Genomic DNA, 24,940 nt, shown 5'->3' with positions numbered 1-24,940 from the left:
ATTGTTTCACCCCTCTCTGTTTCAGTGGAAAACAAAAAAACCTTTCGTTCTCTTTTTCGAACGTAGCAAAAGGATCGAAAGGCATTCGTATAAGGTTTGTATAATAGATGTCGTTAAAAAACCTCTGATCGGATGTGGATGTCCGGAAGTTGATTTTACTAGAGTTCTAGAAAGTTATTTTCAGTATCCACACTCTTGTGCATAACTACATAAACAGCCGTGTTAATAACTGTCCACACGTTATCCACAATCTGTGGAAAAGATTTATGGTCTTCAGAAGTCATTCACGGTTAAACACAAATATAATACCAGATAAAAACGGCAGTTGCAATGGTTCACGATAACTTATCCACAATTTCAAGGCCTTGTAGACAAAACTCATCCACAACACTATATTTTGTGATTTTCTTGTCGATATTTGTTGTGGACAGTAGAAAACGCAGGTTTAAATTATACACAGATCCTGTGAACGTTCGCCAGGGGGTGATTTTGTTCGCTTATTTTAGACAGCTGATTTCATTTGTTATAGTACAGCTCTGTTATATAACGGGTGTGATCTTCACGGGTCTAGTCGTAAAATAAAAGTTGACAAAAAGCAAGGGGATTTATTATACTAATCGGGACTGCCTTTTAGATGTATTATTGGAATTTTCCTCAGGAGGTGTATATATAATGAGTAAACGCACGTTTCAACCAAATAACCGTAAGCGCAAAAAAGTACACGGCTTCCGTGCACGCATGAGCACTAAGAACGGTCGTCATGTTCTTGCACGCCGTCGTCGTAAAGGAAGAAAAGTTCTATCAGCATAGGCCACTGAAAACAATCAGTGGTCTTTTTTTCAGTATAATGATCAAAAGAGGGGGCGGATCTTCGTCCCTCTTTTGTTTTTTAGAGAAAAGATGCGCATAGAATTCTTTGTTCATTTTTTTATAGATTTTTGATCGCCAAAAAAGGTGAGAGAAGGATAAAAAGAGATGTTCTTCTACATAATGGTAAAAGATCTCTTACTGGGATAATAGTGGAAGGCAAAATGGTCTGCCCAAGCCACCTTGTTTGTGATTTTGGAGGGTGTTCGATGAAAAAAGCTTATCGTATTAAAAAAAATGAAGACTTTCAAAAGGTTTTTCGTCGCGGGCAGTCGTTCGCCAATCGCCAGTTGGTCCTTTATTATATGAAAAAGGAAGATCAATCCCATTTTCGAATTGGTTTATCGGTCAGCAAGAAAATTGGTCATGCGGTCATGCGGAACCAGATCAAGCGGTATCTCAGGCAAGCCTTTCATGAACTGGAGGAAGACATCCACCCGGATTACGACCTTGTCATCATTGCACGGAAACCGACGAACCAAATGGAATTTCATGAGATAAAGAAAAGCCTGACCCATGTATTATCACGGTCAAAGCTATTAAATAAAAAAATTCGCACGTAATCATATAGAATTATGGTGTCAACTAATGCTAAACTTATGATTGTCGTAAAGTCATTCATCGGTTTGTATAAAAAAAGATAGAAGAGCGATTTCAGTAAGGAGGAAGGAACGTTGCGGAATAAATTACTCATCCTGGTCGCGATGACAGGTGTGCTTACGTTCCTATCCGGGTGTATGGAAGTCAACCAAGAGATCACCTCGGATAGTACAGGATTTTGGAATGAATATATTGTATATCCATTATCACAAACATTGTTGTTTTTCGCTGATGCTACGAATGGAAGTTACGGATTGGCGATTATCATCGTAACCATCATCATTCGTCTCCTGCTTTTACCATTGAACGTCAAACAATTGAAAAGTTCAAAAGCGATGCAGGATATTCAGCCGGAATTGAAAGAACTGAGAGAAAAGTATTCTTCCAAAGATGCTCAGACACAACAAAAGCTTCAACAAGAAACGATGCAGCTTTTCCAGAAAAACGGTGTCAATCCACTCGCGGGTTGTTTGCCAATCATCGTTCAAATGCCGATTTTGATTGGTTTCTATCATGCAATTATGAGAACAGAAGCTGTTCAAACTCATAACTTCTTATGGTTAGAGCTTGGACAAGCGGATCCGTTCTTAGCGATTCTGACAGCAGCAACAACTTTCCTGCAGCAAAAATTGATGATGGCAGGAGGAGCAGCTGCACAGAACCCGCAAATGCAAATGATGCTTTATATCATGCCGTTAATGATCGGTACATTCGCATTCTTCTTCCCATCTGCCCTTGCGTTGTACTGGATTGTCGGTAACATTGTCATGATTCTTCAAACCATTTTCATTCGTAAACCAATGATGAAAGATGAGACAGGAGGAGCAAACTAGTGAAGCAATGGACTGCTACGGGGACCACAGTTGATGAGGCGATCCAAACAGCACTAGAGCAATTACACACATCAAGAGATCAAGTCGATGTCGAGATCATTGATGAAGGTAAAAAAGGATTTCTCGGTTTTGGTACGAAACCAGCGATTGTAAAAGTAACGATCAAGAAAAATCCAGTGCAGGACGTCGAAACATTCATCTATGAAGTAGCAGAACAAATGGGCGCTCCTGTCCAGGTAAAAACAGAGCTCCGTCAGCGTGACATTTATATGGAGCTTGAAGGTGACAAGATTGCGATGCTGATTGGTAAACGCGGCCAAACATTGAATTCACTTCAATACTTGGCTCAGCTCGTTGTGAATCGCGAGTCCGATGTCTTCTATACCGTCATGTTAGACGCAGAAGGCTATCGTGGTCGAAGGAAAGAAACCTTAGAAAATCTCGCCAATCGATTAGCTGAAAAAGCGGTACGGACCAATCAGGAAGTGAAGCTTGAGCCGATGCCGTCGTATGAAAGAAAAATCATACACAGTGCATTGCAAAACCATAAAAAAGTCGAAACGGATTCTGACGGGAATGACCCCCGCAGACACGTCGTGATTCGGCCTCAATAATGTTTTTAATCATGCTTCTGTTCATCTCACATGAACAGAAGCATTTTTTATGGATTCCTAAATCAACAAACGCTCGCGATTATGGAAGAATCAGTTTCGGGATATTTTCGGGGTTCGTTGCTGGGGTTCGGCGTCAGGGGTGGCTGGGAAACTACTCGTCCAGCTCCATCGCCCAGACAATCGCGTCATAAGCAGAATAGCAACGGAATGAAAGGTCACATTCCGTTGCTATTCTGCTTATGCCAGTCGTGTCTACCAGGGCGATTCCGCATTTGAACACTTTCCTGTGGGGGAGTGGCGAGCTTCCTCGGGCTAATGCCCTGCGGGATCTCGCCTATCACCTTTCTCCCACGGGAGTCTCGCAGCTTCCCAACCACCCCATTGGATATAGGTGAGAAACGAACCCCTTTACCAAGTTGAGTGGTCTTCCACTATCCCTCTGTTAGAAGTATAAAGCGTTCTGTATCAAGCTTTTACGGTCTGTGGAGCGTTTTATATAATTCACTTCCTTCAATCATACGAGCTGACCATTTAGAAGTGGTTTCGAGAATCTTCTATGGCAAAGAGGCGAAGGGGAATGGCGAGACTCCTGCGGGAAAAAAGTGCATGGTGAGACCCCACAGGACGCAGTCCGATGAGGCTCACCGCACTCCCGCGGAAAGCGAGTCATTCCTCTCCGCCCTATCCACTCAACAAAAGTCTCGAAAATGATTCTTCAAAAATCCTGCCAGATTGTTTAATAAATAGCTGGTGGCAGTATTGTTCGTTGGTATGGTGGGGAAAATGATAGGAAGAGTTATGCACATGTGGATAACTAAAAGGTGCGGAAATAGGGAATATACGTGTTGATATCTTTTCAAAACACGTGGCGGTGTGGTAAGGTAGTATGTTAGTGACAACAAAAATATTCCTGTTGTGGATAAATATAAATCAAACATTTTTCAGGAGGTGAGTGCGTGTGGAAACAGATACAATAACCGCAATTTCGACCCCAATGGGAGAAGGGGCGATCGCCATTGTCCGTTTGAGTGGACCTGAAGCCGTGGCGATTGCTGCCAACCTTTTTAAAGGGAAGGATTTGAACGAGGTCGATTCCCACACAATGCATTACGGAAAGATTATTGACCCAGAATCGGGCGAAATGGCGGAAGAAGTGATGGTATCTGTCATGCGTGCCCCGAAAACTTTTACACGAGAAGATATTGTAGAGATCAACTGCCACGGAGGGCTTGTTTCTGTCAATCGTCTCTTAGAGATCGTGTTGGCGAGCGGTGGCAGATTAGCGGAACCCGGAGAATTCACGAAGCGTGCCTTCTTGAATGGCCGTATCGATCTTTCTCAAGCGGAAGCGGTCATGGACTTGATCCGCGCCAAAACGGACCGGGCGATGGATGTAGCTTTAAAGCAGATGGATGGCCGGCTATCGAAACTGATTCAGGAATTGAGACAAAAGCTTCTTGAGACGCTCGCTCATGTCGAAGTGAACATCGACTATCCAGAATATGATGATGTCGAAGAGATGTCTCATGAAATGATGGAAGAGAAGACGAAAGAAGTGCACGAGGAAGTCACCCGTATTCTTCAAACTGCTAAGCAAGGAAAAATTTTGAGAGAGGGCCTGGGTACGGCGATTATCGGTCGTCCGAATGTCGGGAAATCCTCCTTGATGAATGCCCTTGTCCATGAAAATAAAGCGATTGTGACAGAGGTTCCAGGTACGACCCGTGATGTGATCGAGGAATACGTCAACGTCCGTGGCGTTCCGCTTCGTCTTATTGATACGGCGGGAATTAGGGAAACGGAAGACATCGTAGAAAAAATCGGGGTCGAACGTTCAAGGCAAGTACTGAAAGAAGCTGATCTGATTCTGTTTGTGTTAAACTATGGGGATGAGCTGAGCGAAGAGGATAAGAAACTTTTCGAAGCGATCCGGGATATGAATATTATCGTAATCGTAAATAAAATGGATCTAGAACAGCGATTGGACCTTAATCAAGTGAAGGAATTGGCTGGGGATCACCCAGTGATTACAACCTCCCTGATCCGTGAAGAAGGCATCGACCAATTGGAAACAGCGATTGGAGATACGTTCTTTGAAGGGGATCTGGACGCTGGTGATATGACGTATGTTTCGAATGTCCGCCATGTTCAGTTATTAAAACAAGCGAAACAAGCCCTTGAAGATGCCCAAAATGGTATGGAAATGGGGGTTCCGCTTGATGTCGTACAGATCGATGTTACAAGAACGTGGGAGATTCTCGGGGAAATCGTCGGGGATACGGTTCACGAAAGCTTGATCGATCAGTTATTCTCGCAATTCTGCTTAGGAAAATAAACGTTCTGTTTAAATGATATTCATTATGATAAAAAAAGGAGAGTCATCCGAATGACATATGATGCAGGGCATTATGATGTAATTGTTATTGGTGCTGGTCATGCCGGAGTAGAGGCAGGTCTTGCTGCCGCGCGCCGCGGGGCGAAGACGTTGATGCTGACCTTGAACCTCGACCTCGTTGCCTTTATGCCATGTAACCCGTCCATTGGTGGTCCCGCGAAAGGGATTGTTGTACGTGAAGTGGATGCATTAGGTGGAGCGATGGGGCGCGTTATTGATAAAACGCACATCCAGATGCGTCTTTTAAATACAAGAAAAGGGCCGGCGGTACGAGCGTTGAGGGCACAAGCTGACAAACCGCTTTATATCAAAGAAATGAAGCGGGTGCTTGAAAATCAGGAGAACCTGACGCTTCGTCAGGCCATGGTTGAAAAAGTACTGGTGGAAGATAATCAGGTCAAAGGTGTCATCACAGAAACGAAAGCGGCCTACTATGCTCCGACTGTGATCGTTACGACCGGTACATTCATGCGAGGACGCGTCATCATCGGCGACTTGTCGTATGAAAGTGGCCCGAACAACCAGCGATCCACTGTTTCTCTTTCTGAACAGTTGGAGGAAATGGGCATTGAAATGGTTCGTTTCAAAACTGGAACGCCGATGCGTGTCAATAGTCACACCATCGACTATTCCAAAACTGAAATCCAGCCAGGAGAAGAAGAGCCACGCTCCTTTTCTTATGAAACGACAGAGTTCATCACCGACCAAATTCCGTGCTGGCTGACGTACACGAACGAAGACACCCACAAAATCATTAACGATAACTTAGGACTATCTGCGATGTATTCAGGGGCGATTAAAGGTACAGGACCGCGTTACTGTCCGTCCATTGAAGATAAGATCGTTCGTTTCAATGACAAACCGCGTCACCAGATTTTCCTTGAACCGGAAGGAAGAGATACAGAGGAAGTTTATGTCCAAGGCCTTTCCACCTCACTTCCAGAGTACGTGCAGAATGAAATGATGCGTACCGTACCAGGTCTTGAAAAAGCGGAAATCATGCGTGCTGGTTATGCCATTGAATACGATTCTGTTGTGCCTACACAGTTGTGGCCGACACTTGAAACGAAACAGATCGAAGGCCTGTTTACAGCTGGACAGCTTAACGGAACGTCCGGATACGAAGAAGCTGCCGGACAAGGCTTGATGGCAGGGATTAACGCGGCTGCGAAAGCGCTCGAGCTTGAACCATTGATTCTTGACCGTTCTCAAGGTTACATTGGCGTCATGATTGATGATCTTGTGACCAAAGGAACAGGCGAACCTTACCGTCTGCTTACGTCTCGTGCGGAATTCCGTTTGATGCTTCGTCATGATAATGCGGATCTCCGTTTGACAGAAATCGGCTATCAGCTCGGTTTGATCCCTGAAGATCGCTACGAGCGCTTCAGAGAAAAGAAACGCTTGATTGAAGAAGAGAAAAAACGGCTCGACAAAGTCATTTTGAAAGAGACGGATGAGGTTCAATCTGTAATCGAAGAAGCGGGTGGATCGAAGCTGAAAGATGCCATCCGTGCGACTGACTTACTGAAGCGTCCAGAAATGAATTACAGTCACTTGGAACGTTTGACTCCAAGCGATGTTCCCCTGCCTGACGATGTTAAAGAACAGGTGGAAATCCAGGTGAAATACAGCGGCTATATTAAAAAAGCTCTGGAGCAAATCGATCGCATGAAGAAGATGGAGACGAAGAAAATTCCTGAAGACATTGATTATGATGCGATTCACGGCCTTGCGACAGAAGCCCGTGACCGCCTGAAATCGGTCCGACCTCTATCTGTCGGACAGGCCTCCCGTGTATCAGGAGTGAATCCAGCAGACGTTTCCATTCTGCTTGTGTATATCGAACAAGGGAAAATCGCCCGCGTATCCGGGGAATAATTTGAAAGGATGGGCTTATGGATATCAACACCTTTCTTAAAGCACTACAGGAACATGGCATAGAACTCGACAATCACCAGCAGCGCCAGTTCGAAAAGTATTTTGACATTCTTGTTGAGTGGAATGAAAAAATGAATCTCACGGCAATTACCGATCAGGAAGGCGTCTATTTGAAACACTTTTATGATTCATTGACGGCTGCCTTCTACTATGACTTCAATCAACCGCTCCGTATTTGTGATGTCGGAGCGGGGGCCGGTTTCCCGAGCTTACCTTTGAAAATCGTCTTTCCGCAGTTGAAAGTGACGATTGTCGATTCTTTGAAAAAACGAATCACATTTTTGAATCACTTAGCCCACGAATTGGAGCTGGATGATGTCGCTTTTTATCATGATCGTGCCGAAAACTTCGGGAAAAATGCGAATTTCCGTGAAAGTTATGACCTTGTGATGGCACGCGCCGTTGCGCGAATGTCCGTCCTTAGTGAATTATGTCTGCCTTTGGCTGCCAAAGGCGGCAGGTTCATGGCGATGAAAGGTCCGAACTTGAAGGATGAAATGGAAGACGCGAAGATTGCAATCCAAACCGTCGGTGGTGAGGTGCTTGATGTTCACACGTTTGAATTGCCTGAAGAGGGTAGCGAGCGGAACATCGCCATCATTGAAAAGAGAAGAAAAACACCTAAGAAATACCCGAGAAAAGCGGGAACACCAAATAAAACACCGATTCAATAACATCAATTACCTCTCTGCCTCTGGCAGAGAGGTAATTTTTTTAGGGAATAGGAGAACGAGGACATTAACTGCTAGTTACAGGACTTTGAACTAGAGAAACAGGACATTGCCCGGAAGATAGGGGATACTGAATTTGAATTACAGGACGTTGAAGGAGATGATCAAAAGTGGAAATTATTGTGCTTTCGGATACACATATGCCTGAAAAAGCGAAACAGCTTCCGGAACGTTTTTTAAAAGAATTGAAGAACGTGGATGCCATTATTCACGCTGGAGATTGGCAAACGTTAGATCTTTATGAAACGTTGAAAGACTATGCTCCCGTGTACGGGGTGTATGGAAATGTAGACGGGGAAGAGGTCCAAAACAAATTCCCGGCAAAACAAATGCTCGAATGGGAAGGATACCGGATCGGAATCGTCCATGGCCACGGAGAGAAAAAGACGACGGAAAAACGTGCGCTGGAATCTTTCGAAAATGGTGCCGTGGATGTGTTGATTTACGGACACTCTCATATCCCAGTCCTCCGATATTTTAAGAGAACGCTCTTGTTCAATCCTGGCTCTCTCACTGATAAAAGGCGGTTGCCCATGTATTCGTTCGGGAAACTTTCCTTAACAAAGGCTGGAATCCATGCGGAACATATTTTCTTTCCTTGATCATGAAAATATATTTCATAAAAAATATTTAAAAGGTGAAAGGAAATTCCTCACCGCCTATCGAAAGGTATATAAGAGAATGTAAACGCTATCGTAGTGTGAAAGGGGATTGAAATGACAGAGAGTTTATTTCGTTTAGATGGAAAAATAGCAGCCGTCACTGGCGGAACAAGAGGAATCGGGCGTGCTGTAGCTATCGGTCTGGCCGAGGCTGGTGCTGATGTTGCCTTGTTACAGCGGAACACATCACAAGTAGACGTAAAAAAAGAAATCGAAGGACATGGCCGAACCTGCCACATCATACCATGTGATTTGAGTGATAAAGATCAAGTGAAAGAGGCGATTCCATCGGTTGTGGAAGCGTTCGGTCGTGTTGATATTCTAGTGAATGCAGCAGGAATTCAGAGGCGTTCCGATGCTGTTGATTTTTCAGAAGAGGACTGGGATGATGTTCTGAATATCAATCTCAAAACGACGTGGATCCTCTGTCAGCAAGCGGGGCGCTATATGGTGCCGAACAAGAGCGGGAAAATCATCAACTTCGCTTCCTTGTTGTCCTACCAGGGAGGCATTCGTGTACCCGCTTATGCGGCTTCCAAAGGTGGCGTTTCCCAGTTGACGAAAGCCTTATCCAATGAATGGGCGAAAGAAGGTGTCAATGTCAACAGTGTCGTACCCGGATACATCGCGACTGATATGAATACGGCGCTTATCCAAGACGAAGAAAGGAACAAGCAGATCCTTGATCGAATCCCAGCAGGTGACTGGGGGAAACCGGAAGACTTCATCGGTGCCGCGGTCTTTCTTGCTTCTGATGCCTCCCGTTATGTACACGGACATCAGTTGGCCATTGATGGTGGTTGGTTAGGAAGATAAAAAAATCCCGCTCCTTTTATGAGGGAGCGGGATTTTTTTGGCATGTCGGACAGTAGTAACAGCGCCGAGAAGCGGCACGAAACTTGATGATTTCTGTTCCATCGATCCGGCACGGGCGGTCTTCCCGATTGAAGACCCAGTGCCTGTACTCATAGCGCTTTTTGCCTTTCTTTTTCAACTCTTCTGCAAGGGCTGGATCGTTTGTGATGCCTTTGTTTTCATAGGAACGCCACATCAGGTCGATGCACGCTTTTGCTGCACGGTAAAGCTGTTCCTCTGTGCAATCGATGGGTCTTGAAAATGGAGATATACCAGCAACGAATAGAATCTCACTGCGCAAGTAATTTCCGATTCCTCCGATGAATGCTTGATCCAGGAGGAGAGAGGTCCATTTTCTTCGTTGAAATCTTTTTTCCTGAAAACGTGCAAAAAGATCATCCGGCGTCACATCTTCACTTAATAGATCAGGCCCTACTTTTGAAAGAAAAGGGTGCTCTTCCTCTTCTCCATTTTTCAGCACTTCAATATCTGAAGCACTATAAAGGAGGGCGGATTTCTTTTCATTATGAAGGGCGAGCCGCAATTGACGGTTTGTTTTTGGGTAGGTATAGGCGTTTCTAATGTACCATTTTCCGTACAATTGGTTATGCGAATAAATCACCTGGTCATTGTCGAAGCGGATGAGCATTGCTTTTCCTTTTGTGTCGACCCTTGTGACGGTTGAGCCTCGCAGAATTTCTTCATATCCTTGTAATTGCTCAAAGGCAAAACTGATATCGATGATGGTTCTATTTTTTAATGCTTTTTCTACGGAATCTGCTGCCCGTCTGATTTCTGGTCCTTCTGGCATCTGTTTCGTTCCTTTCGGTCAGCTGGATGTAAACATTCCTCCGTTGATATGGATGAACTGTCCCGTCATGTAGGTGGAATCGTCTGATGCGAGTAGAACATAACTTCCTACATGTTCCACAGGCTGGCCAGGACGCCCCATCGGTGTGTTTGTACCGAATTCTTCCACTTTGTCTTCTGAGAAGGTAGCCGGAATGAGTGGTGTCCAAATCGGTCCTGGAGCAATGCCGTTGACTCGAATCCCCTTATCGACCAATTGCTTGGCCATCGAACGTGTGAATCCAACAACCGCTCCTTTTGTTGCCGTATAATCCACAAGGTGAGGGTTCCCGATATATGGGTTTACGGAAGCGGTATTAATGATAGAGCTTCCTTTTCTCAAATGGGGAATCGCTGCTTTTGTTAAATGGAACATGGAGTAAATGTTCGTCCGGAATGTGCTTTCCAATTGTTCTGTAGTAATGTCTAACAAATCGTCCGTCGGGTGTTGTTCGGCAGCGTTATTGACGAGAATATCCAATTGACCAAGCTCGTTCACCGTGCGTTCGACCGCTGTTTTGCATATTTCCTCATCACCGACGTCCCCAGGAATCAAGATGGCACGGCGTCCTTCCTCTTCGACTTTTTTCTTCGTATATTCGGCATCTTCATGCTCCTCTAAATAAGAAATAGCAACGTCGGCGCCTTCCTTCGCGTAGCCGATGGCCACAGATCGTCCAATACCGCTGTCACCACCTGTAATCAAGGCGACTTTTCCAACTAATTTATTGCCACTTTTATAATCCTCATCCGCCTGCAAGGGGAGGGGGTTCATTTCATTTTCCACCCCTGGCTGAATCGACTGTTCTTGTCCTGGTTGACCGTTTGTTTGGCGTTGTTCTCTATTCATAAGTGAACTCCTCCTCAAATGTTGTTTGTTTGATGTCATTCCACCATTTGGGAAAAATCAAACAAACATAGCAAAAAACCCCTCATCGTGAGATTTATGAGGGGCTGCTGGAAGAGCGTAATAATAAAGATCTTATGAATAATCCAATGACGATGCCTGGAAGCAAGAACAGGATGGGCAGCCAGACGGGTCCAATTAAAACGCCTCCCACCTTGAATAGAGGTGAATAGATTAACCCTATGGTAACGGAGTAAGCACAAAAGGCAAAAGGAACAAAGGCATAAGGAGGGCATTCCCCATCCGCCTCACGGTACGCATCCCAAACGGCGAACATGTACACACAAGGATAAAACATCAGCCATTGATAGTCCGTCACTTCAATGGCTTTTTCTATATTTCCGTGAAAGCTATGAACAATCGCCATGTTGAAAGAGCTGTTCACGTTGAGAATCACTTCTAAAAGGATGAAGGCGAGTCCCTTGATGAGATGTCCATTCAACAGCTGGCCGAATCCCGGAAAAGCAATGCTCCATAATAAAATTTCCAGTCGTTTTTCTTTCATATCGATTCCTCTTCCGCTAAAAATTATTGGATGAGTTTCTGTCTGTCTGGAGCTTGCGGGGGTTCTTCAAACCATCCATTATGAATCATGATATCCAGACCGTCTTTGGCATAGATCGCGGCTTCTAAAATGAACTTATGATAAAGGAAGACAATATCGTAGCGGAGCCCCACGGCTGAACCAGTGGCATAATTCACTTGTCCAGATGAAGCAAGAACGCTTATTAAATACATCATGAGTCGGTCAGAGAAGACAGGGTCTGTGTTTGTGGTCAAATAGTTGGCAGATACCATCGGCGTCAAAATGCCGGACTGATCCAAAAGAGTGGAGAACGATTTCCGATGTTTAATCGACATCTTTTTCCCGTGTTTCATATACTCTTTGACTGTTTTGTTCTTACTAGTCTGCGCAAACCCCTGACACAATACCTCTCCAAGGGTGTTATTTTTTATGTTTTCATACAAATGTGTGATTTCCATTGTATTCAAGCATCTTTTACTAAATGGATGATAGTATTTTTTAGATTCAATGTATTCTGTTTCTTTGGATACTGCGATTTGCGGAGGTCTTATATAAACCTCTTTTTCCATTCCGATGTTCACACAGCGGTTGTAAAGTTGATCTTGTTTGTTTATCCGTTCAGATAAAAATTCACGGACATCTTCTCTTGATGAGGCCCCTAAAGAGAACCCATCAGAAGTAAGACCTACCTTTCCCATGTGTCCCAGGAAGGTCAACATGAAGGCATCTGTAAACAGCTTTGGAGCATTGGGGTTCAAGTCATCCAAACTGTAACCGTTGGGAACAGGGAGACCCGCTTCCTCAAAGAAATTCCCGCATTCTTCGATCCCTCTATCTGCTAATTCTCTTGCCATCCCTATTAACGGTTGGATTTCTTCATCCCTATGCGTCAATTGGAAATGTTCCAATATGGGGACGGCCATACTGTTCTGCACATATTGTGTCCATAAAAGGCCGATTTCATTGGCTGTCAGTGTTTTTTTGGACATATTGGTTTCCCTCCTGTGATGATGGTGGCGGTTCTAACTTACTTTCTTTCACTTCATCCTTATACAACAAGTAACCAGGTAAACAGACCAGGTTTACAAGGAAAATGTAGATCAATAATTTAGCTAACCAGTCGATGACGAACATGGTAGAGATAAAAACTAATGCAACGATGATCAGTGGAGAAAGATAAGCGTAAATCATGGTTCGTCCTCCTTGTCTCTTTTATACTTTCCGTCCAGGTATAAATTATTACGAAAAGAGGATGATAGGAGAAAGAAGTCAGACTGTGGAATAAAGGAGTTCGTCATGTGGAAATGGAAGCGGAAAGAAAAACAGCAGCCAGAAAAGCAACAGCAGACAAAGAAGCAGAGCGGCTCTCTTTCTGAATTTATTCAAGCGATGCAGCAATCGGAGGATTTTGTCCATTACAAGTTAAGTGGCAGTACGAGGTGCACGATTTCTTATTTAAAAACGATGAGTGACTCGAAAATTTTGAATCGCAGTGTTTTATCGATATTAAATAGTGAATCCTTCCACACCTTACATGACATGCGGGAAAGAATTCCTGTGGAGAACATCCGAGTAACATCAAAACTGGAATTAATTCAAGAAAAAGTGATGTACGGTTACATTATGGTCCAGATTCATGAAAAGGATGAAGAAGTACTTCTGGTGCCTGCGGTCTCCTTAGAATCAAGAGACGTTGGTATTCCAGAAGTGGAATTTAGTGTTGTAGGGCCGAAAGAAGCGTTTGTGGAAACGTTGAATACGAATATCAACCTTATTCGAAAACGGCTGCCACTCCCACAGCTGACAGTCAAAGAAACAAATGTCGGCAAAGTGACAAAAACTCGTGTCGCTGTCGTTTATATTGAAGGGATAGTGAACAAGGATAATGTTGAAACGGTCGAACAGCGGTTGAAAGGGATAGAAATTGATCAACTGACGGATAGTTCCTTCGTCACACAAGTCATTGCTGATAATTCCAATTCCCCTTTCCCGCAGCTACTAGATACGGAAAGGCCCGACCGTGTGGTTTCGAACCTGGTTGAAGGGAAAGTAGCCATTCTCGTTGAAGGGTCTCCCCATGCATTGACATGCCCGACTACGGTCGTCGAATTCTTCGGGGCTTCTGATGACTATTTTCTCCCCTGGCACTTAGCGACCGCTTTTCGTTTAATACGGCTGTTTGCCGTTATCTTTTCCGTTTTAAGTACACCGTTATATGTGGCTGTTCTTACCTATCATCACGAAATGATTCCAGGAGCATTGATGGCAACCATCGTTTCCTCCCGTTCGGATATTCCATTTCCACCGATACTGGAAGTGATTGTCCTGGAATTGACGATTGAATTGTTACGTGAAGCTGGGGCAAGACTTCCGACGAAGATCGGCCAAACAATCGGTATCGTTGGAGGTATCGTCATAGGAACCGCAGCCGTAGACGCGGGACTTACGAGTAATGTGTTATTGATCATCGTAGCTCTTAGTGCCCTGGCTTCGTTTACGACACCTGTCTATCAAATCGGTAATACCATTCGCTTAATACGCTTCCCTTTCATTATCGGCGCACAACTTTGGGGACTTATAGGGGTTTCGATGTGTATGGTCTTTTTCATTGGTCATCTCATTAAATTACAATCGATCGGACGTCCTTTTTTCGAACCGCTTTATCCGCTTAGAATTAAAGATTTGAAGGACGCTTTTATTCGTCTGCCATTCAACAAGCAGACGGAACGACCTGTTCTTACGAGGTCAGAAGATACACAACGGATGAATCCATCACGTGTGAACGCAAAGAGGGATATCGATGAATAAATTGAACAACAGCCAGGGGTTGAATATCCCTGAGAATTACTTAGTGACACCTGCGTATGTCTTCTTTTTAATCCACAGCATGCAGGTGGGGGTCGGGATCCTCGGTTTTGAAAAATATTTAGTCGAGAAAGCCGGGTTTGATGCGTGGATTTCCATATTGATTGCGGGCGGTATTTTGCATGTGATCCTATGGATGATTTATCGTCTCCTTCAAAATGGGGGAGGCGATATTGTAGAAATTCATAAAAGTATCTTTGGCAAATATCTAGGGGGGTTCTTAAGCCTCCTCTTTTGTGCTTATTTTACTCTGCTTGCCTTTACCGTTGTGATTACGTTTATAGAGGTCATTAAAGTATGGGTGTTTCCGGGTATGCATGTATGGGTATTTGCCTTTGTCCTCCTGTTTCTCGTGTACTATCTGGTGAGTGGAGGATTCCGTGTCATTACGGGGATATGTCTGATCAGCGTCATTATCGGACTGCCCATTTTGCTGCTGAAATATTTTCCTGTAGAAGCGGGCCATACAATGAACATCTATCCAGCCGTCAGTCATAGTATTCCAGGTATATTAGGCGCCACCAAGCAAAGTATTCTCAGCTTTTTAGGGTTAGAATTCCTGTTGATTTACTATCCATTCATCAAAAATCCTCAAAAATCTAAGAAATGGGCCCATTACGGTGTGTTCTACACGACGATGGTTTATTTAATCAGTGTCCTGGTGACGTTCGTTTATTATAGTGAAGAGCAATTAAAGCAGGTCGTTTGGGGGACAATATCTGCTTGGAAAATTGTCGAATTTCCTTTTATTGAACGTTTTGAGTTTGTAGGGATCGCCATGTGGTTGTATGTCGTTCTTCCGAATATATGTTTAGGGTTATGGGGAGCGACAAGGATTCCGAAACGAGTGTTTAATGTAAAACAAAAATATATGGTTATCATTTTCTGTATCGCTATCTACTTCCCAACGGTTTTGATAGACGGCAGGCCGATGATTGATGCTGTAAATAACTTGTCAGGACAACTTGGTATGTATGTTTTGATGTATATTCCCGTTTTATTAGTGTTGAAGACGATCTCAGATAAAGTGAGGAAGCGGACATGAAAAAACATTGGAGTCTTCTTATAATGGTGTCTGTTGTCTTTTTGGCCGGATGTATGGCGGATAAAAGTGTCGAAGAGAACGCGATTGTTCAAATTGTCGGATATGATGTGGGAGAGGAAGAACGCATTCGGGGAACTGTATCTATTCCTCAATATGGGAAAAGCGAAGATAAACAGGCAGCATCGGAACTTTACTTGACGGTCGATGCCGATTCGACCAAAGATGTCGAAGTGGAAATTCAAAAACAATCCTCCAAGCCAATTTCCATTGGAAAGCTTGCCGTAACCTTATACAGCAAAGAACTTGCTGAAAAGGGTTTGGATGATATTGTTGATGTCCTTAGCCGAGACCCCCGGCTCAGCAGAAACATGTTTTTAGGTGTTGTTGACGGGTCTGCAAAAAATTTAATAGAGAGTGGATACACGCAGGATGAAACGACCTCGAAGCATCTTCAGGGGCTCATTGAAAATAATACGCTCCATAACTTCCCATCGACAAGCTTACACGATTTCTTATATGCGTATTATGCACAGGGAATGGATCCGTTCCTGCCTTTACTTAAAGAACGTGAGTCATTTGTCGAACTATCTGGTCTCGCTTTTTTTAAAAAAGGTCTGCTTGTCGCTGAAGTTCCGGATTCGAAAATATTTACATTTAAAATGTTAAAAGAGAATTTTATTAAAGGAATGCAGGATCTCCCGTTTGAAGGGGGGACCCTCATGTTGGAAAACATCGGGTCAAACGTCGATTATAGTCTAACAGGACCACTTGATGATCCTAAGTTCACAATCAAAGTGAAATTAAAAGCTGAAGTTAATGAAATGGCAGGCGTTGATCGCAAAGCAACTCCTAAATTAGCGAGAGAAATGGAAGAGAAATTCGTTGAATACTTTAATAAAGAAGCAGACGAACTCATTTCATTATTCAAAGAAAAAAAAGTCGACCCGCTCGGTCTTGGTAACTTTACAAAAACGCGTAAAGGCAATTTTGATCTTACTCAATGGCAGGACAATTACTCTGAACTAGACGTCGATGTTCAGTTTGATGTGAAAATTATCGAATACGGCATCTTCTCCTAGCATGTTAAGAACTTCATCAGGAAAAAGCGGAAGGTCACCCGTTTTAAGGGTGACCTTTTGCGCGCCAAAGGAATAGATAAACACGAGGGAAAGGGTCTGCATTCCATGGAGGTTATTTTTTGTTTTAGATTTTCTTCAGTACCCGGAAGCGTGATCGAATGATTTCAAAATAGAGAGCCGTAAACGTCTGCGTAATTAAGAAAACAGCAAAAGAATAAGAAATTTCATAGCCGTTTTGAAATTCAACAATCCCTAGTTTTGTAAACACCCACTGCATAATAACTCCAACGATGACCCATAAAAGGATATAAAAAATGAATGTTTTTTTACTGACGTTGAATGTGTCATAAAAGTATATGAAAAAGTAACTGAAGGGAGCGAAAATCAAGTAATAGCAAAAATCGAATAACTCATAATGGTCCGTATCATTAAGTTTAAAAAAGTCAAAAAGCCCCCCACCAATGGTGAAATCGAAGAAAACGCCAATGGTAAATCCGAGCAGCATGAATAGCCAAGTGATCTCCCGTTTGAATTTAAAAGGGAGGATGAAGAAGATGGTGTAGGCGATAGCGATGAGAATCATAATAGATATTTCATTTTTATCGAAGGTTTCCCATAGGAAGTTCACGGTTGTTTCACCTCAATGCGTGTGGATTTCCTAATCAGTTTAGACACCCCTATGCTGAAAAGGTGGAGGGACACATAGTAAATGGCATCAAAACCCAGATTCCAATCTTTGTAATCGGAAACATCAAGCACTCTGGATAAAATGGTTAGCAAAACTAAGCAAAGGACAGAAGCAATTAGAATGAGTGCTTTTTTTACCGGAGAGGATGAAGGGTTGTATAAATTCAGTTGAACCATTAAAAGAGTAGGGATGATGATACTTCGAAAAATTAAAAAGCCAGCATAATTAGAAGGATCCTCCGTAATTTTCACATACTTTAACTCTTCATTAATGATCCATGTCCAGTTGATGTTGATTACACTTGTGGTTAAGAATATGAATGTATTCTCTATGAGGGTTAAGCGCTTAGGGATTATGGTGAAGACGCTGATGATCAACCAGGCGCATACGAAAAATACGGTAAAAGCCATACGAATCCTCCTTATTATCTCCCTCTATTGTTTGTGGTCTGCATTGAAATTATTCCATTAGAAAATCACACTTTATCACAAGGTTTATTCAACTATACGGCGGGATTCCTATCGAAATTGAGTCTTCCACCATCGGGAGCTATTCTGGGATTTGGAAAACTCAGAGCGGGGCTCTGAGTTTTTGTTTCACGTGAAATATTCGAGACTGGCTTCAGGAAAGTATTGATTAATATAACCACCTAGTACGTTCTTCATTTCTTCTTGTTCGTCTTTTTGATAGACGTACTTTCCTATTCCATATTTGCCCCACTTATATTTACGCTTTTCTTCATCCATTTCCAGCTTTGTCATCGGATAATTCTTTTGAATAACGCGCTTGGCTGGCTTCGTGAAGCGGTGCTGGATCAATTCAAAGGTTAAATCCTTCGTTGCATAATCCGGCAATTTGTCCTGAAGTTTTTCAAAAAGGATGCGGTACCCTTCCTTCCAGTCTTCGTACAAATAGATCGGTGCAATAATGAATCCAAGTGGGTAGCCAGCTTTTGCGACTTTAGCGGCAGCCTCGATGCGGTCATCCAAACGGGAAGTGCCGGGTTCTAAGTATTTGATGACATAATCTGCGTTCATGCTGAAACGGAACCTTGTCCGTCCGTTGTGTTTGGCATCAAGCAGATGGTCCACGTGTGCGAATTTCGTAACAAAACGAAGTCTGCCGTGTTCAGATTCTCCGAAGTATTCAATGGCCCGTTTTAACGAGTGGGTCAAGTGGTCGATGCCGACGATATCAGACGTACAGGACGCTTCAAAACGGGTCTCTTCCGGAGCGCGCTCCTTCATATATTGTTCAGCCGCATCAAACACTTCTTCGACATTGACATACGTTCGGATGTAAGGCTTGCTTCCCATCGTCGTCTGCAAATAACAATAGTGGCAATGCCCCATACACCCTGTCGCAAGGGGGATGGCATATTCTGCAGAGGGCTTCGATGTATCGAATTTGAGTGTTTTTCTTACGCCGACGACAAGTGTAGATTTGGCGATCCGGTATTTTTGAAAATCATTTTCTCCTGGGAGATTACGGACTTGGTTGTGAGAGGTGGTTTCCCTGATCTCAATTCCCATCTTTTCGAATTTTTCCTTTAGTTCACGCCCCAACGGATATTCGAGGGCTCTTGGTTCAATATAGACAAGTTCTGGGACGAATGGTTTTACCACAGCTCACCCTCCGATTCTACTCCCCCGCCAAAGGCATCATGATAAGCACGTTCCGCTTCCCCTTCGGATGCATAAATCGCGATGTTTTCATCCAGCGGAAAATAGGTTTCATATAAAAATAAGGCCAATTCCCCTGGTTGTTCAGGATTGTTTACGACAGCAGCTTCTTGCACATTGGCAACATCATACGTGTGTGGATTCCTGTAAATCACGTAAACGATGTCTCCTGCTTTGTAGTTTTGTTGTAGATCCATCCAATCACCTGCTTCTCATATTTTTGGCTTCCACCTGTCAGTCCTATCTTTTATCTAATCGTGCTCATTTTTCCACAAATGTCGACTTTTATTACGACTTCGCTTGTAAAAAAGGATTATCCAGTATGGAACTAGAAGTAAAGTCAATATCACAGGAGGAGGGTGGAACATGAATCTGCATACAGAGAGACTTTGTTTGAGGCCGTACACGAATGATTTAGCGGAACGAGTGGTCGAATTAGCAGGAGATGAAGCCGTGGCGGCGACAACTTTCGTTCCCCATCCTTACACGTTTGAAGTGGCTGAGGATTGGATTGCCCTTCATAAGGATTGGATAGAAAAAGGGACCGCATATCCATTGGCAATGATATTAAAAGAGTCCAATGAGCTTGTCGGCACAATGACTTTAAGGGTCGATAAAAAACACCACAAAGGGGAACTCGCTTACTGGGTTGGGAAACCCTATTGGAACCTGGGGTATGCGACAGAAGCGGCGATTCGGGTCGTGGACTTCGGATTTGAAGAATTAGAGTTGAACCGGATCTGGTCGGCAGCAATCACTTCCAATCCAGGATCGACAAAAGTCATGCAAAAAGCCGGTCTGAGCTATGAGGGAACGTTAAAGCAGGACGTCTATCATTGGGGAGAATATAAAGATATTGATATGTATGGAAGAATTAAAAATGATGGATAGATTTCATGTGAAACAAATCCCGGCCGATTGTATCGGACGGGATTTTTATTTTTTCAAAAGTTATGTCGAAGCTTGACGAACAGGAATCAGTGTTCCTATCAATGCGATCCCTGCACAAACAAGGAACATAGGCATGAAACCGAAGGGTGCAATTCCGCTGACGGTTGTAAAAATCACCAAGTCAAACACAGAATCCAGGATGGAAAGCAAAGAAATGGTCGTTGCTCTCACATTCGAAGGGATAATGTCGTTGGCCAGCTGTGAATAAACGGGATAGCGAATGGCACTCACAAGTTTCAAAAGGATGATAGCTAAAAGAACAGTCCAGAGATGAGTGTGTAGTAAAGCAGCTGCTGTAAGGGATAGGACGGCAAGGATCCCTGTGATGAACAGGAGCTGTACTCGTGTCACCCGTTTTGTCATCCAACCAATCGATCGTGCCGCAACAAAACCAATGAGAGCGGTCACCGCGTAGACGATCCCAATTCCGTAAACAGGGAGCCCAGCATCTACCAACAGTTTTTGATCAAATTTCTCAAAGATGGCAACGGCTGGAATAAAAACAAGAGAGATGTTTATGAACATCCAAAGTACTTGTGGCGTTTTGCGGATGGCCTGATATCCTTCTATCACTTGTTTCACCATTGGCGTCCGCACCCCGCCTTGGTTCGGAGGGTTCTTAATAAACAAGAGAAAAATGAATTGAATCAACATGAAGAAAACACCGAGCATAAGTAGAAGTCGGAATTGGTTTTCATTCAAATCTTTAGCTAAGAAAGCCCCGATGATTACAACGAATATGGAGACGATAAAACGTGCCGATCCAATCTGCCCCATCGCCCTGTCCATGAGATTCTCTTCATTACTTTCTTTTAGGGATTCATAGATAAGTGCTTCATCTGCCCCACTGAAAAACGTAGCAGCGAAGCCCGTAAGAAAGCTGCTTGCGAAAAACACCCATGGATCGAAGGCGAAAATTAATAAACCGTGGGCAAGAATGCTGAGAACGGAACCGATAAGAAAAGCCCGTTTAGCACCAAACCGGTCGGCGATGACCCCTGTAGGAAGTTCTCCAAGGAGAACTCCTATACTGAAAAAGGTCATGATGAGAAGGATCCTCGTCTCATCAAGGCCTCTCGCAAAATAAAATAGTGTAAGGACGGGCTGTATGAAGCGGAAATTTCCAAAGATTTCTGCCCAAAATAAAAGTTGAATGTTATAGGATGCCAACGTATTCTTTTTCAATATGTTTCCTCCTGCAATGTAAAATCCGATGCAAGCAGGAGGTCAAGCGTAAATGAAAATTAAAAAGCTCTCCCCCCTGCTGATTGAGTGAAACGTTCTGTGGAATTTTTCTGCATATCAATATCCTCCTAAAAATTAGTCCAATTCTATATATTATTCATCCCCGCCCTATATTCCTCCCTAACTTCCCACACTATAGCTCCCTATTGTGGAAGACTCAGTTTCGAGATGTTTTCGGGGTTCGTTGCTAAGTTTAGCTTCGTGGTTGGTTGGGAAGCTACTCGCTTTCCTGTGGGGGAGCGCCGAGCTTCCTCGGACTGCGTCCTGAGGGATCTCGCCTATCTCCTTCTCCCCCCCTTCTCTCCTAAGCATGCATAAAGCGCTCTGTATCAAGCTTTTACGTTGTGAATGCCAGGTGTGGAGAGGGTTATATTATCCACTTCCCTCAATCATACAAGCTGATTTTTCCAGAAGTGGTTTCGAAAATCTTCCATGGCAAAGGGGCGGAGGGGAATGGGGAGACTCCTACTTTAAGTGTGCAGGCGCCTCGATCAGCGCCGAAACCGGATATAGAAGAGGAAAAAAGTGCTTGGTGAGACCCCGCAGAGAGAAGCTCGAGGAGGCTCACCGCGCTCCCGCGGAAAGCGAGCTATTCCCCGCAGCCCTATCCCCTCAACAAAAGTCTCGAAACTGAGTCTTCAAGAATCCTGCCATATTGTTTAAGAAGTTTTAGGATTTAGAAAATCTATCGACTATATTTGTCAGGAAAAGTCATGAAATAGAGACGGTTAAATGGCGGAAAACCACGTTTCTTATTAGGAAAATGTGCGTTTTCGACAAAGCCGACGAGCAATTCTTCAATCTTGAACATACTTTTCATAGATTAAATGTGATAAAATAAATAGAGAAATGAAAAACGGCATACGTACGCGCAGCAGCTGAGTAGCCTGCGGCGCTTTTTATGTTTCAAAATATAGGGTATATACAATAAACAGCGTATGCTCGATCGTATAAAGGTGGTGTCTGATCGTGTTACATCCTTTTGGTCGTTTGTTCGGGCTAGGGGACAAACCGGATTCGGATAATGACAACAATGAAGAAGAAGGCTACAACCCCGACGAGGTTGTACAAGTTCCAGTCGAACGCGTGCAGCCCAACCGTTACCAACCTCGAGCGATATTCAACAACGAGAAGATTAGCGAACTCGCCCAGACGATACATACGCATGGGATGATTCAGCCGATCGTTCTCCGTCGGTTAAATGAAGAAGATTATGAGTTGATCGCCGGTGAACGTAGGTGGCGTGCCGTCCAGTCTCTGGGCTGGGAAACGGTCCCTGCGATTATCCGCGAGATGAATGATTCACAAACGGCCTCTGTCGCTCTTATTGAAAACTTACAGCGGGAAGAATTGACCGTTATTGAAGAAGCTGTCGCGTATGCGAAGCTTTTGGAACTGCATCAGATTACGCAGGAAGCCCTGGCGCAACGGCTGGGAAAAAGTCAATCGACCATTGCGAATAAATTGCGTCTTTTGAAATTACCAGAGTCTGTCCAGCAGGCCGTGATGGATAAGAAGATTACGGAACGGCATGCACGCGCTCTGATTGCTTTGAAAGAAGAGGAACAACAGGAAAAGATATTGGCAGAAATCATTGAAAAGCAGTTGAATGTGAAGCAGACCGAAGAGCGGATTGCTAAATTGAATGACCCTGCACCAAAGAAAAAGAAGCCGAAGATGAAAGGCGTCAATAAGGATATGCGTATTGCGATGAATACGATTCGCCAATCTTTGACAATGGTGACCGATACAGGAATCGACTTAGAAACGGACGAAGAAGATCACGACGATTATTACCAGATTACAATTAAGATTCCTAAAGGGAAGAAAAAATAATAGCCTGAACGACCCATCTTGCCTTATGTGGAGATGGGGCTTTTTTTAAGTCATTTTACCTAATGCTTTCAATAAAATGGTAGAATGATAAAAAAGATAGTGAGGCAGGTGACATCATGGGAAAAGTGATTTCAATCGCCAATCAGAAAGGCGGGGTCGGCAAAACAACAACGGCCGTCAATTTAAGTGCATGTCTTGCGCATTTGAATTATAAAGCCCTTTTGGTGGATATTGATCCCCAAGGGAATGCGACCAGTGGAATTGGTGTGGAAAAAGGAGATATGGATCGGTGCGTCTATGACGTCCTCGTTGATGATGTGAAAGCGGCTGATGTCAAGACGAGTACGATTGTAAGTAACCTTGACACCATTCCTGCAACGATTCAATTGGCTGGAGCGGAAATAGAATTGGTCCCGATTATTTCCCGGGAAGTAAAGTTAAAAAAAGCATTGGATGAAATCAAAAGTGATTATGATTATATTATTATCGACTGCCCCCCTTCTCTCGGACTTTTAACCTTGAATGCTTTAACCGCCTCTGATTCCGTTTTAATTCCTGTACAATGTGAATATTACGCCCTGGAAGGCTTGAGCCAACTTTTAAATACAGTACGTCTCGTCCAGAAGCATATGAACAATGATTTGATGATTGAAGGTGTACTAATGACGATGCTTGATGCGCGCACAAATCTCGGCATCCAAGTTATAGAGGAAGTGAAGAAATACTTTCGTGATCGTGTTTACCGATCGATTATCCCTCGGAATGTGCGTTTAAGCGAAGCGCCCAGTCACGGCAGACCAGCGATTCTTTATGATGCCAAATCACGAGGCGCGGAAGTATATTTAGATTTAGCAAAGGAAGTGATTGTGAATGGCGAAAGGGTTAGGTAGCAAAGGCCAAGAGGCTTTAGGCGCTTTTTTCAACAACCAGACATCGACAGAAGAGATTCAACACGTAGCGATTAAAGACTGTCGTCCAAACCCTTATCAACCCCGCAAACAGTTTGAACAAGAAGCATTGGAAGAGTTGAAACAGTCCATTGCAGAACACGGTATCTTGCAACCTTTGATCGTCAGGAAGAGCATCAAAGGCTATGAAATTGTTGTCGGGGAGCGTCGTTTTCGTGCAGCTCAAAAAGCCGGTCTTACTCATGTGCCTGCTATTTCCAGGGAAATGACGGATGAACAAATGATGGAGATTGCTTTGCTTGAGAATTTACAGAGAGAAGACCTCTCCCCTATCGAAGAAGCAAAGTCTTACGAACAACTGATTGAAGATCTTGGTGTCACCCAGGATGAGCTATCCAAACGCTTAGGGAAAAGCCGTTCTCATATCGCCAACCTTATCCGCCTCTTAGCTTTGCCTAAAGCGGTGACAGATAAAATCAATGAAGGCGCCCTTTCCATGGGGCATGGACGTGCTTTGTTAGGTGTGAAGGAACAAGATTTACAACTGGAATTGGTGAAGAAAATTGAAGCAGAAGCCCTCAATGTTCGTCAGGTGGAAAGGTTGATTCATGACATGACGAACCGGCCTTCGAAAAAGAAAGACAAGAAACCTCGGGATATTTTTTTGCAGGAACGTGAGGAGAATTTGAAAGAACGCCTGGGGACAGGAGTGAAAATCCATAAAGGAAAACGGAAAGGGAAAATTGAAATCGAGTTCACGAACAATGAAGATTTAGAACGGATTATCGATTTGTTTGCAGATAAAGAGTGAAAGCTGGAGATGTGAGAGATCTCTGGTTCTTTCTTTTTTATGAAACAATT

26 protein-coding genes are annotated in these 24,940 nt (G+C 43.7%); 16 read left to right on the top strand and 10 right to left on the bottom strand.

Going from position 1 to position 24,940, the window contains the following annotated elements; translation table 11 throughout:
- Window positions 1–672: 672 nt before the first annotated feature.
- From rpmH to ACJA3J_RS21515, 9 genes are all read left to right on the top strand, one after another.
- Window positions 673–810 (top strand): 50S ribosomal protein L34, encoded by a 138-nt coding sequence (gene rpmH / locus ACJA3J_RS21555; protein WP_089650739.1) that lies wholly within the window; start codon window positions 673–675, stop codon window positions 808–810.
- 266 nt (window positions 811–1,076) lie between these two features.
- Window positions 1,077–1,430, top strand: coding sequence for a ribonuclease P protein component (rnpA, locus tag ACJA3J_RS21550; protein ID WP_406945237.1), 354 nt, complete (start codon window positions 1,077–1,079; stop codon window positions 1,428–1,430).
- Window positions 1,431–1,541: 111 nt separating this feature from the next.
- Window positions 1,542–2,300 (top strand): YidC family membrane integrase SpoIIIJ, encoded by a 759-nt coding sequence (spoIIIJ, locus tag ACJA3J_RS21545; RefSeq protein ID WP_089650737.1) that lies wholly within the window; start codon window positions 1,542–1,544, stop codon window positions 2,298–2,300.
- The gene (jag, locus tag ACJA3J_RS21540; RefSeq protein WP_115822974.1) at window positions 2,300–2,914 is read left to right on the top strand and encodes an RNA-binding cell elongation regulator Jag/EloR; all 615 of its coding nucleotides are present in this window, start codon (window positions 2,300–2,302) and stop codon (window positions 2,912–2,914) included. Before spoIIIJ ends, jag begins: the two co-directional genes overlap by 1 nt.
- Window positions 2,915–3,872: 958 nt before the next feature.
- Complete coding sequence (gene mnmE / locus ACJA3J_RS21535) at window positions 3,873–5,249, top strand: tRNA uridine-5-carboxymethylaminomethyl(34) synthesis GTPase MnmE (RefSeq protein ID WP_406945236.1); 1,377 nt, start codon at window positions 3,873–3,875, stop codon at window positions 5,247–5,249.
- A gap of 51 nt (window positions 5,250–5,300) precedes the next feature.
- Window positions 5,301–7,190, top strand: a complete 1,890-nt coding sequence (gene mnmG, locus ACJA3J_RS21530) for a tRNA uridine-5-carboxymethylaminomethyl(34) synthesis enzyme MnmG (protein WP_406945235.1) — start codon at window positions 5,301–5,303, stop codon at window positions 7,188–7,190.
- Between the two features lie 17 nt (window positions 7,191–7,207).
- On the top strand, window positions 7,208–7,924 hold the full coding sequence (rsmG, locus tag ACJA3J_RS21525; RefSeq protein ID WP_406945234.1) for a 16S rRNA (guanine(527)-N(7))-methyltransferase RsmG: 717 nt from the start codon (window positions 7,208–7,210) through the stop codon (window positions 7,922–7,924).
- Between the two features lie 167 nt (window positions 7,925–8,091).
- Entirely contained in the window at window positions 8,092–8,583 is a 492-nt protein-coding gene (locus ACJA3J_RS21520) for a metallophosphoesterase family protein (protein ID WP_406945233.1), read from the top strand.
- A gap of 114 nt (window positions 8,584–8,697) precedes the next feature.
- Window positions 8,698–9,459, top strand: a complete 762-nt coding sequence (locus ACJA3J_RS21515; protein ID WP_115822978.1) for an SDR family oxidoreductase — start codon at window positions 8,698–8,700, stop codon at window positions 9,457–9,459.
- 16 nt (window positions 9,460–9,475) lie between these two features.
- Here ACJA3J_RS21515 and nei read toward each other — a convergent pair whose 3' ends face one another.
- The 5 genes from nei to ACJA3J_RS21490 form a co-directional block, all read right to left on the bottom strand.
- Window positions 9,476–10,309, bottom strand: a complete 834-nt coding sequence (nei, locus tag ACJA3J_RS21510; protein ID WP_406945232.1) for an endonuclease VIII — start codon at window positions 10,307–10,309, stop codon at window positions 9,476–9,478.
- Between the two features lie 18 nt (window positions 10,310–10,327).
- Complete coding sequence (locus tag ACJA3J_RS21505) at window positions 10,328–11,197, bottom strand: SDR family oxidoreductase (protein ID WP_115894086.1); 870 nt, start codon at window positions 11,195–11,197, stop codon at window positions 10,328–10,330.
- A gap of 94 nt (window positions 11,198–11,291) precedes the next feature.
- The gene (locus ACJA3J_RS21500) at window positions 11,292–11,759 is read right to left on the bottom strand and encodes a hypothetical protein (RefSeq protein ID WP_115894087.1); all 468 of its coding nucleotides are present in this window, start codon (window positions 11,757–11,759) and stop codon (window positions 11,292–11,294) included.
- Window positions 11,760–11,782: 23 nt separating this feature from the next.
- Entirely contained in the window at window positions 11,783–12,769 is a 987-nt protein-coding gene (locus ACJA3J_RS21495; protein WP_406945231.1) for a DUF3231 family protein, read from the bottom strand.
- Complete coding sequence (locus tag ACJA3J_RS21490; RefSeq protein WP_115894089.1) at window positions 12,741–12,971, bottom strand: hypothetical protein; 231 nt, start codon at window positions 12,969–12,971, stop codon at window positions 12,741–12,743. The genes ACJA3J_RS21495 and ACJA3J_RS21490 overlap by 29 nt, the downstream gene beginning before the upstream one ends.
- Before the next feature lie 105 nt (window positions 12,972–13,076).
- Here ACJA3J_RS21490 and ACJA3J_RS21485 point away from each other — a divergent pair, with 105 nt between their 5' ends.
- From ACJA3J_RS21485 to ACJA3J_RS21475, 3 genes are read left to right on the top strand one after another with little or no spacing between them, the layout of a single operon-like run.
- On the top strand, window positions 13,077–14,588 hold the full coding sequence (locus ACJA3J_RS21485; RefSeq protein ID WP_406945230.1) for a spore germination protein: 1,512 nt from the start codon (window positions 13,077–13,079) through the stop codon (window positions 14,586–14,588).
- Entirely contained in the window at window positions 14,581–15,690 is a 1,110-nt protein-coding gene (locus ACJA3J_RS21480) for a GerAB/ArcD/ProY family transporter (RefSeq protein WP_406945229.1), read from the top strand. Before ACJA3J_RS21485 ends, ACJA3J_RS21480 begins: the two co-directional genes overlap by 8 nt.
- Window positions 15,687–16,769, top strand: a complete 1,083-nt coding sequence (locus tag ACJA3J_RS21475; protein WP_406945228.1) for a Ger(x)C family spore germination protein — start codon at window positions 15,687–15,689, stop codon at window positions 16,767–16,769. Before ACJA3J_RS21480 ends, ACJA3J_RS21475 begins: the two co-directional genes overlap by 4 nt.
- A 124-nt stretch (window positions 16,770–16,893) precedes the next feature.
- Here ACJA3J_RS21475 and ACJA3J_RS21470 read toward each other — a convergent pair whose 3' ends face one another.
- From ACJA3J_RS21470 to ACJA3J_RS21455, 4 genes are all read right to left on the bottom strand, one after another.
- Window positions 16,894–17,397, bottom strand: a complete 504-nt coding sequence (locus ACJA3J_RS21470) for a hypothetical protein (RefSeq protein WP_406945227.1) — start codon at window positions 17,395–17,397, stop codon at window positions 16,894–16,896.
- A complete protein-coding gene (locus ACJA3J_RS21465; protein ID WP_406945226.1) occupies window positions 17,394–17,867 on the bottom strand; it encodes a hypothetical protein in 474 nt (157 codons plus the stop codon). Before ACJA3J_RS21465 ends, ACJA3J_RS21470 begins: the two co-directional genes overlap by 4 nt.
- A gap of 186 nt (window positions 17,868–18,053) precedes the next feature.
- Window positions 18,054–19,082, bottom strand: coding sequence for a spore photoproduct lyase (splB, locus tag ACJA3J_RS21460; protein ID WP_406945225.1), 1,029 nt, complete (start codon window positions 19,080–19,082; stop codon window positions 18,054–18,056).
- The gene (locus tag ACJA3J_RS21455) at window positions 19,076–19,336 is read right to left on the bottom strand and encodes a transcriptional regulator SplA domain-containing protein (protein WP_160916481.1); all 261 of its coding nucleotides are present in this window, start codon (window positions 19,334–19,336) and stop codon (window positions 19,076–19,078) included. Before ACJA3J_RS21455 ends, splB begins: the two co-directional genes overlap by 7 nt.
- A gap of 169 nt (window positions 19,337–19,505) precedes the next feature.
- Between ACJA3J_RS21455 and ACJA3J_RS21450 the strand changes: the two genes are divergently transcribed.
- Window positions 19,506–20,030 (top strand): GNAT family N-acetyltransferase, encoded by a 525-nt coding sequence (locus ACJA3J_RS21450; protein ID WP_406945224.1) that lies wholly within the window; start codon window positions 19,506–19,508, stop codon window positions 20,028–20,030.
- Window positions 20,031–20,090: 60 nt separating this feature from the next.
- Here the strand turns inward: ACJA3J_RS21450 and ACJA3J_RS21445 are convergent, their stop codons facing one another.
- Complete coding sequence (locus ACJA3J_RS21445; protein WP_406945223.1) at window positions 20,091–21,275, bottom strand: MFS transporter; 1,185 nt, start codon at window positions 21,273–21,275, stop codon at window positions 20,091–20,093.
- Between the two features lie 1,029 nt (window positions 21,276–22,304).
- Between ACJA3J_RS21445 and noc the strand changes: the two genes are divergently transcribed.
- The 3 genes from noc to ACJA3J_RS21430 all read left to right on the top strand — a co-directional run bounded on the left by noc (window position 22,305) and on the right by ACJA3J_RS21430 (window position 24,890).
- Entirely contained in the window at window positions 22,305–23,171 is an 867-nt protein-coding gene (gene noc / locus ACJA3J_RS21440) for a nucleoid occlusion protein (RefSeq protein WP_089650717.1), read from the top strand.
- 116 nt (window positions 23,172–23,287) lie between these two features.
- Window positions 23,288–24,061 (top strand): ParA family protein, encoded by a 774-nt coding sequence (locus tag ACJA3J_RS21435; protein ID WP_089650716.1) that lies wholly within the window; start codon window positions 23,288–23,290, stop codon window positions 24,059–24,061.
- Window positions 24,042–24,890, top strand: a complete 849-nt coding sequence (locus ACJA3J_RS21430) for a ParB/RepB/Spo0J family partition protein (RefSeq protein WP_406945222.1) — start codon at window positions 24,042–24,044, stop codon at window positions 24,888–24,890. Before ACJA3J_RS21435 ends, ACJA3J_RS21430 begins: the two co-directional genes overlap by 20 nt.
- Window positions 24,891–24,940: the final 50 nt, after the last annotated feature.

The organism is Halobacillus sp. SY10 (assembly GCF_045401165.1).
In the GTDB taxonomy this organism is placed as follows: Bacteria; Bacillota; Bacilli; order Bacillales; family Halobacillaceae; genus Halobacillus; species Halobacillus aidingensis.
Note: the sequence above shows the minus strand (reverse complement) of the source record. Positions and strands in the feature narration are given on the sequence as shown.

Bases quoted from the DNA above. Each gene is read 5' to 3' on its own strand.
- ACJA3J_RS21430 (WP_406945222.1), top strand. From the start codon at position 24,042: ATGGCGAAAGGGTTAGGTAGCAAAGGCCAAGAGGCTTTAGGCGCTTTT.
- mnmG (WP_406945235.1), top strand. From the start codon at position 5,301: ATGACATATGATGCAGGGCATTATGATGTAATTGTTATTGGTGCTGGT.
- ACJA3J_RS21435 (WP_089650716.1), top strand. From the start codon at position 23,288: ATGGGAAAAGTGATTTCAATCGCCAATCAGAAAGGCGGGGTCGGCAAA.
- ACJA3J_RS21500 (WP_115894087.1), bottom strand. From the start codon at position 11,759: ATGAAAGAAAAACGACTGGAAATTTTATTATGGAGCATTGCTTTTCCG.
- ACJA3J_RS21495 (WP_406945231.1), bottom strand. From the start codon at position 12,769: ATGTCCAAAAAAACACTGACAGCCAATGAAATCGGCCTTTTATGGACA.
- ACJA3J_RS21490 (WP_115894089.1), bottom strand. From the start codon at position 12,971: ATGATTTACGCTTATCTTTCTCCACTGATCATCGTTGCATTAGTTTTT.
- rpmH (WP_089650739.1), top strand. From the start codon at position 673: ATGAGTAAACGCACGTTTCAACCAAATAACCGTAAGCGCAAAAAAGTA.
- nei (WP_406945232.1), bottom strand. From the start codon at position 10,309: ATGCCAGAAGGACCAGAAATCAGACGGGCAGCAGATTCCGTAGAAAAA.
- ACJA3J_RS21455 (WP_160916481.1), bottom strand. From the start codon at position 19,336: ATGGATCTACAACAAAACTACAAAGCAGGAGACATCGTTTACGTGATT.
- ACJA3J_RS21450 (WP_406945224.1), top strand. From the start codon at position 19,506: ATGAATCTGCATACAGAGAGACTTTGTTTGAGGCCGTACACGAATGAT.
- ACJA3J_RS21505 (WP_115894086.1), bottom strand. From the start codon at position 11,197: ATGAATAGAGAACAACGCCAAACAAACGGTCAACCAGGACAAGAACAG.
- ACJA3J_RS21480 (WP_406945229.1), top strand. From the start codon at position 14,581: ATGAATAAATTGAACAACAGCCAGGGGTTGAATATCCCTGAGAATTAC.
- rnpA (WP_406945237.1), top strand. From the start codon at position 1,077: ATGAAAAAAGCTTATCGTATTAAAAAAAATGAAGACTTTCAAAAGGTT.
- ACJA3J_RS21515 (WP_115822978.1), top strand. From the start codon at position 8,698: ATGACAGAGAGTTTATTTCGTTTAGATGGAAAAATAGCAGCCGTCACT.
- rsmG (WP_406945234.1), top strand. From the start codon at position 7,208: ATGGATATCAACACCTTTCTTAAAGCACTACAGGAACATGGCATAGAA.
- ACJA3J_RS21465 (WP_406945226.1), bottom strand. From the start codon at position 17,867: ATGGCTTTTACCGTATTTTTCGTATGCGCCTGGTTGATCATCAGCGTC.
- ACJA3J_RS21475 (WP_406945228.1), top strand. From the start codon at position 15,687: ATGAAAAAACATTGGAGTCTTCTTATAATGGTGTCTGTTGTCTTTTTG.
- ACJA3J_RS21485 (WP_406945230.1), top strand. From the start codon at position 13,077: ATGTGGAAATGGAAGCGGAAAGAAAAACAGCAGCCAGAAAAGCAACAG.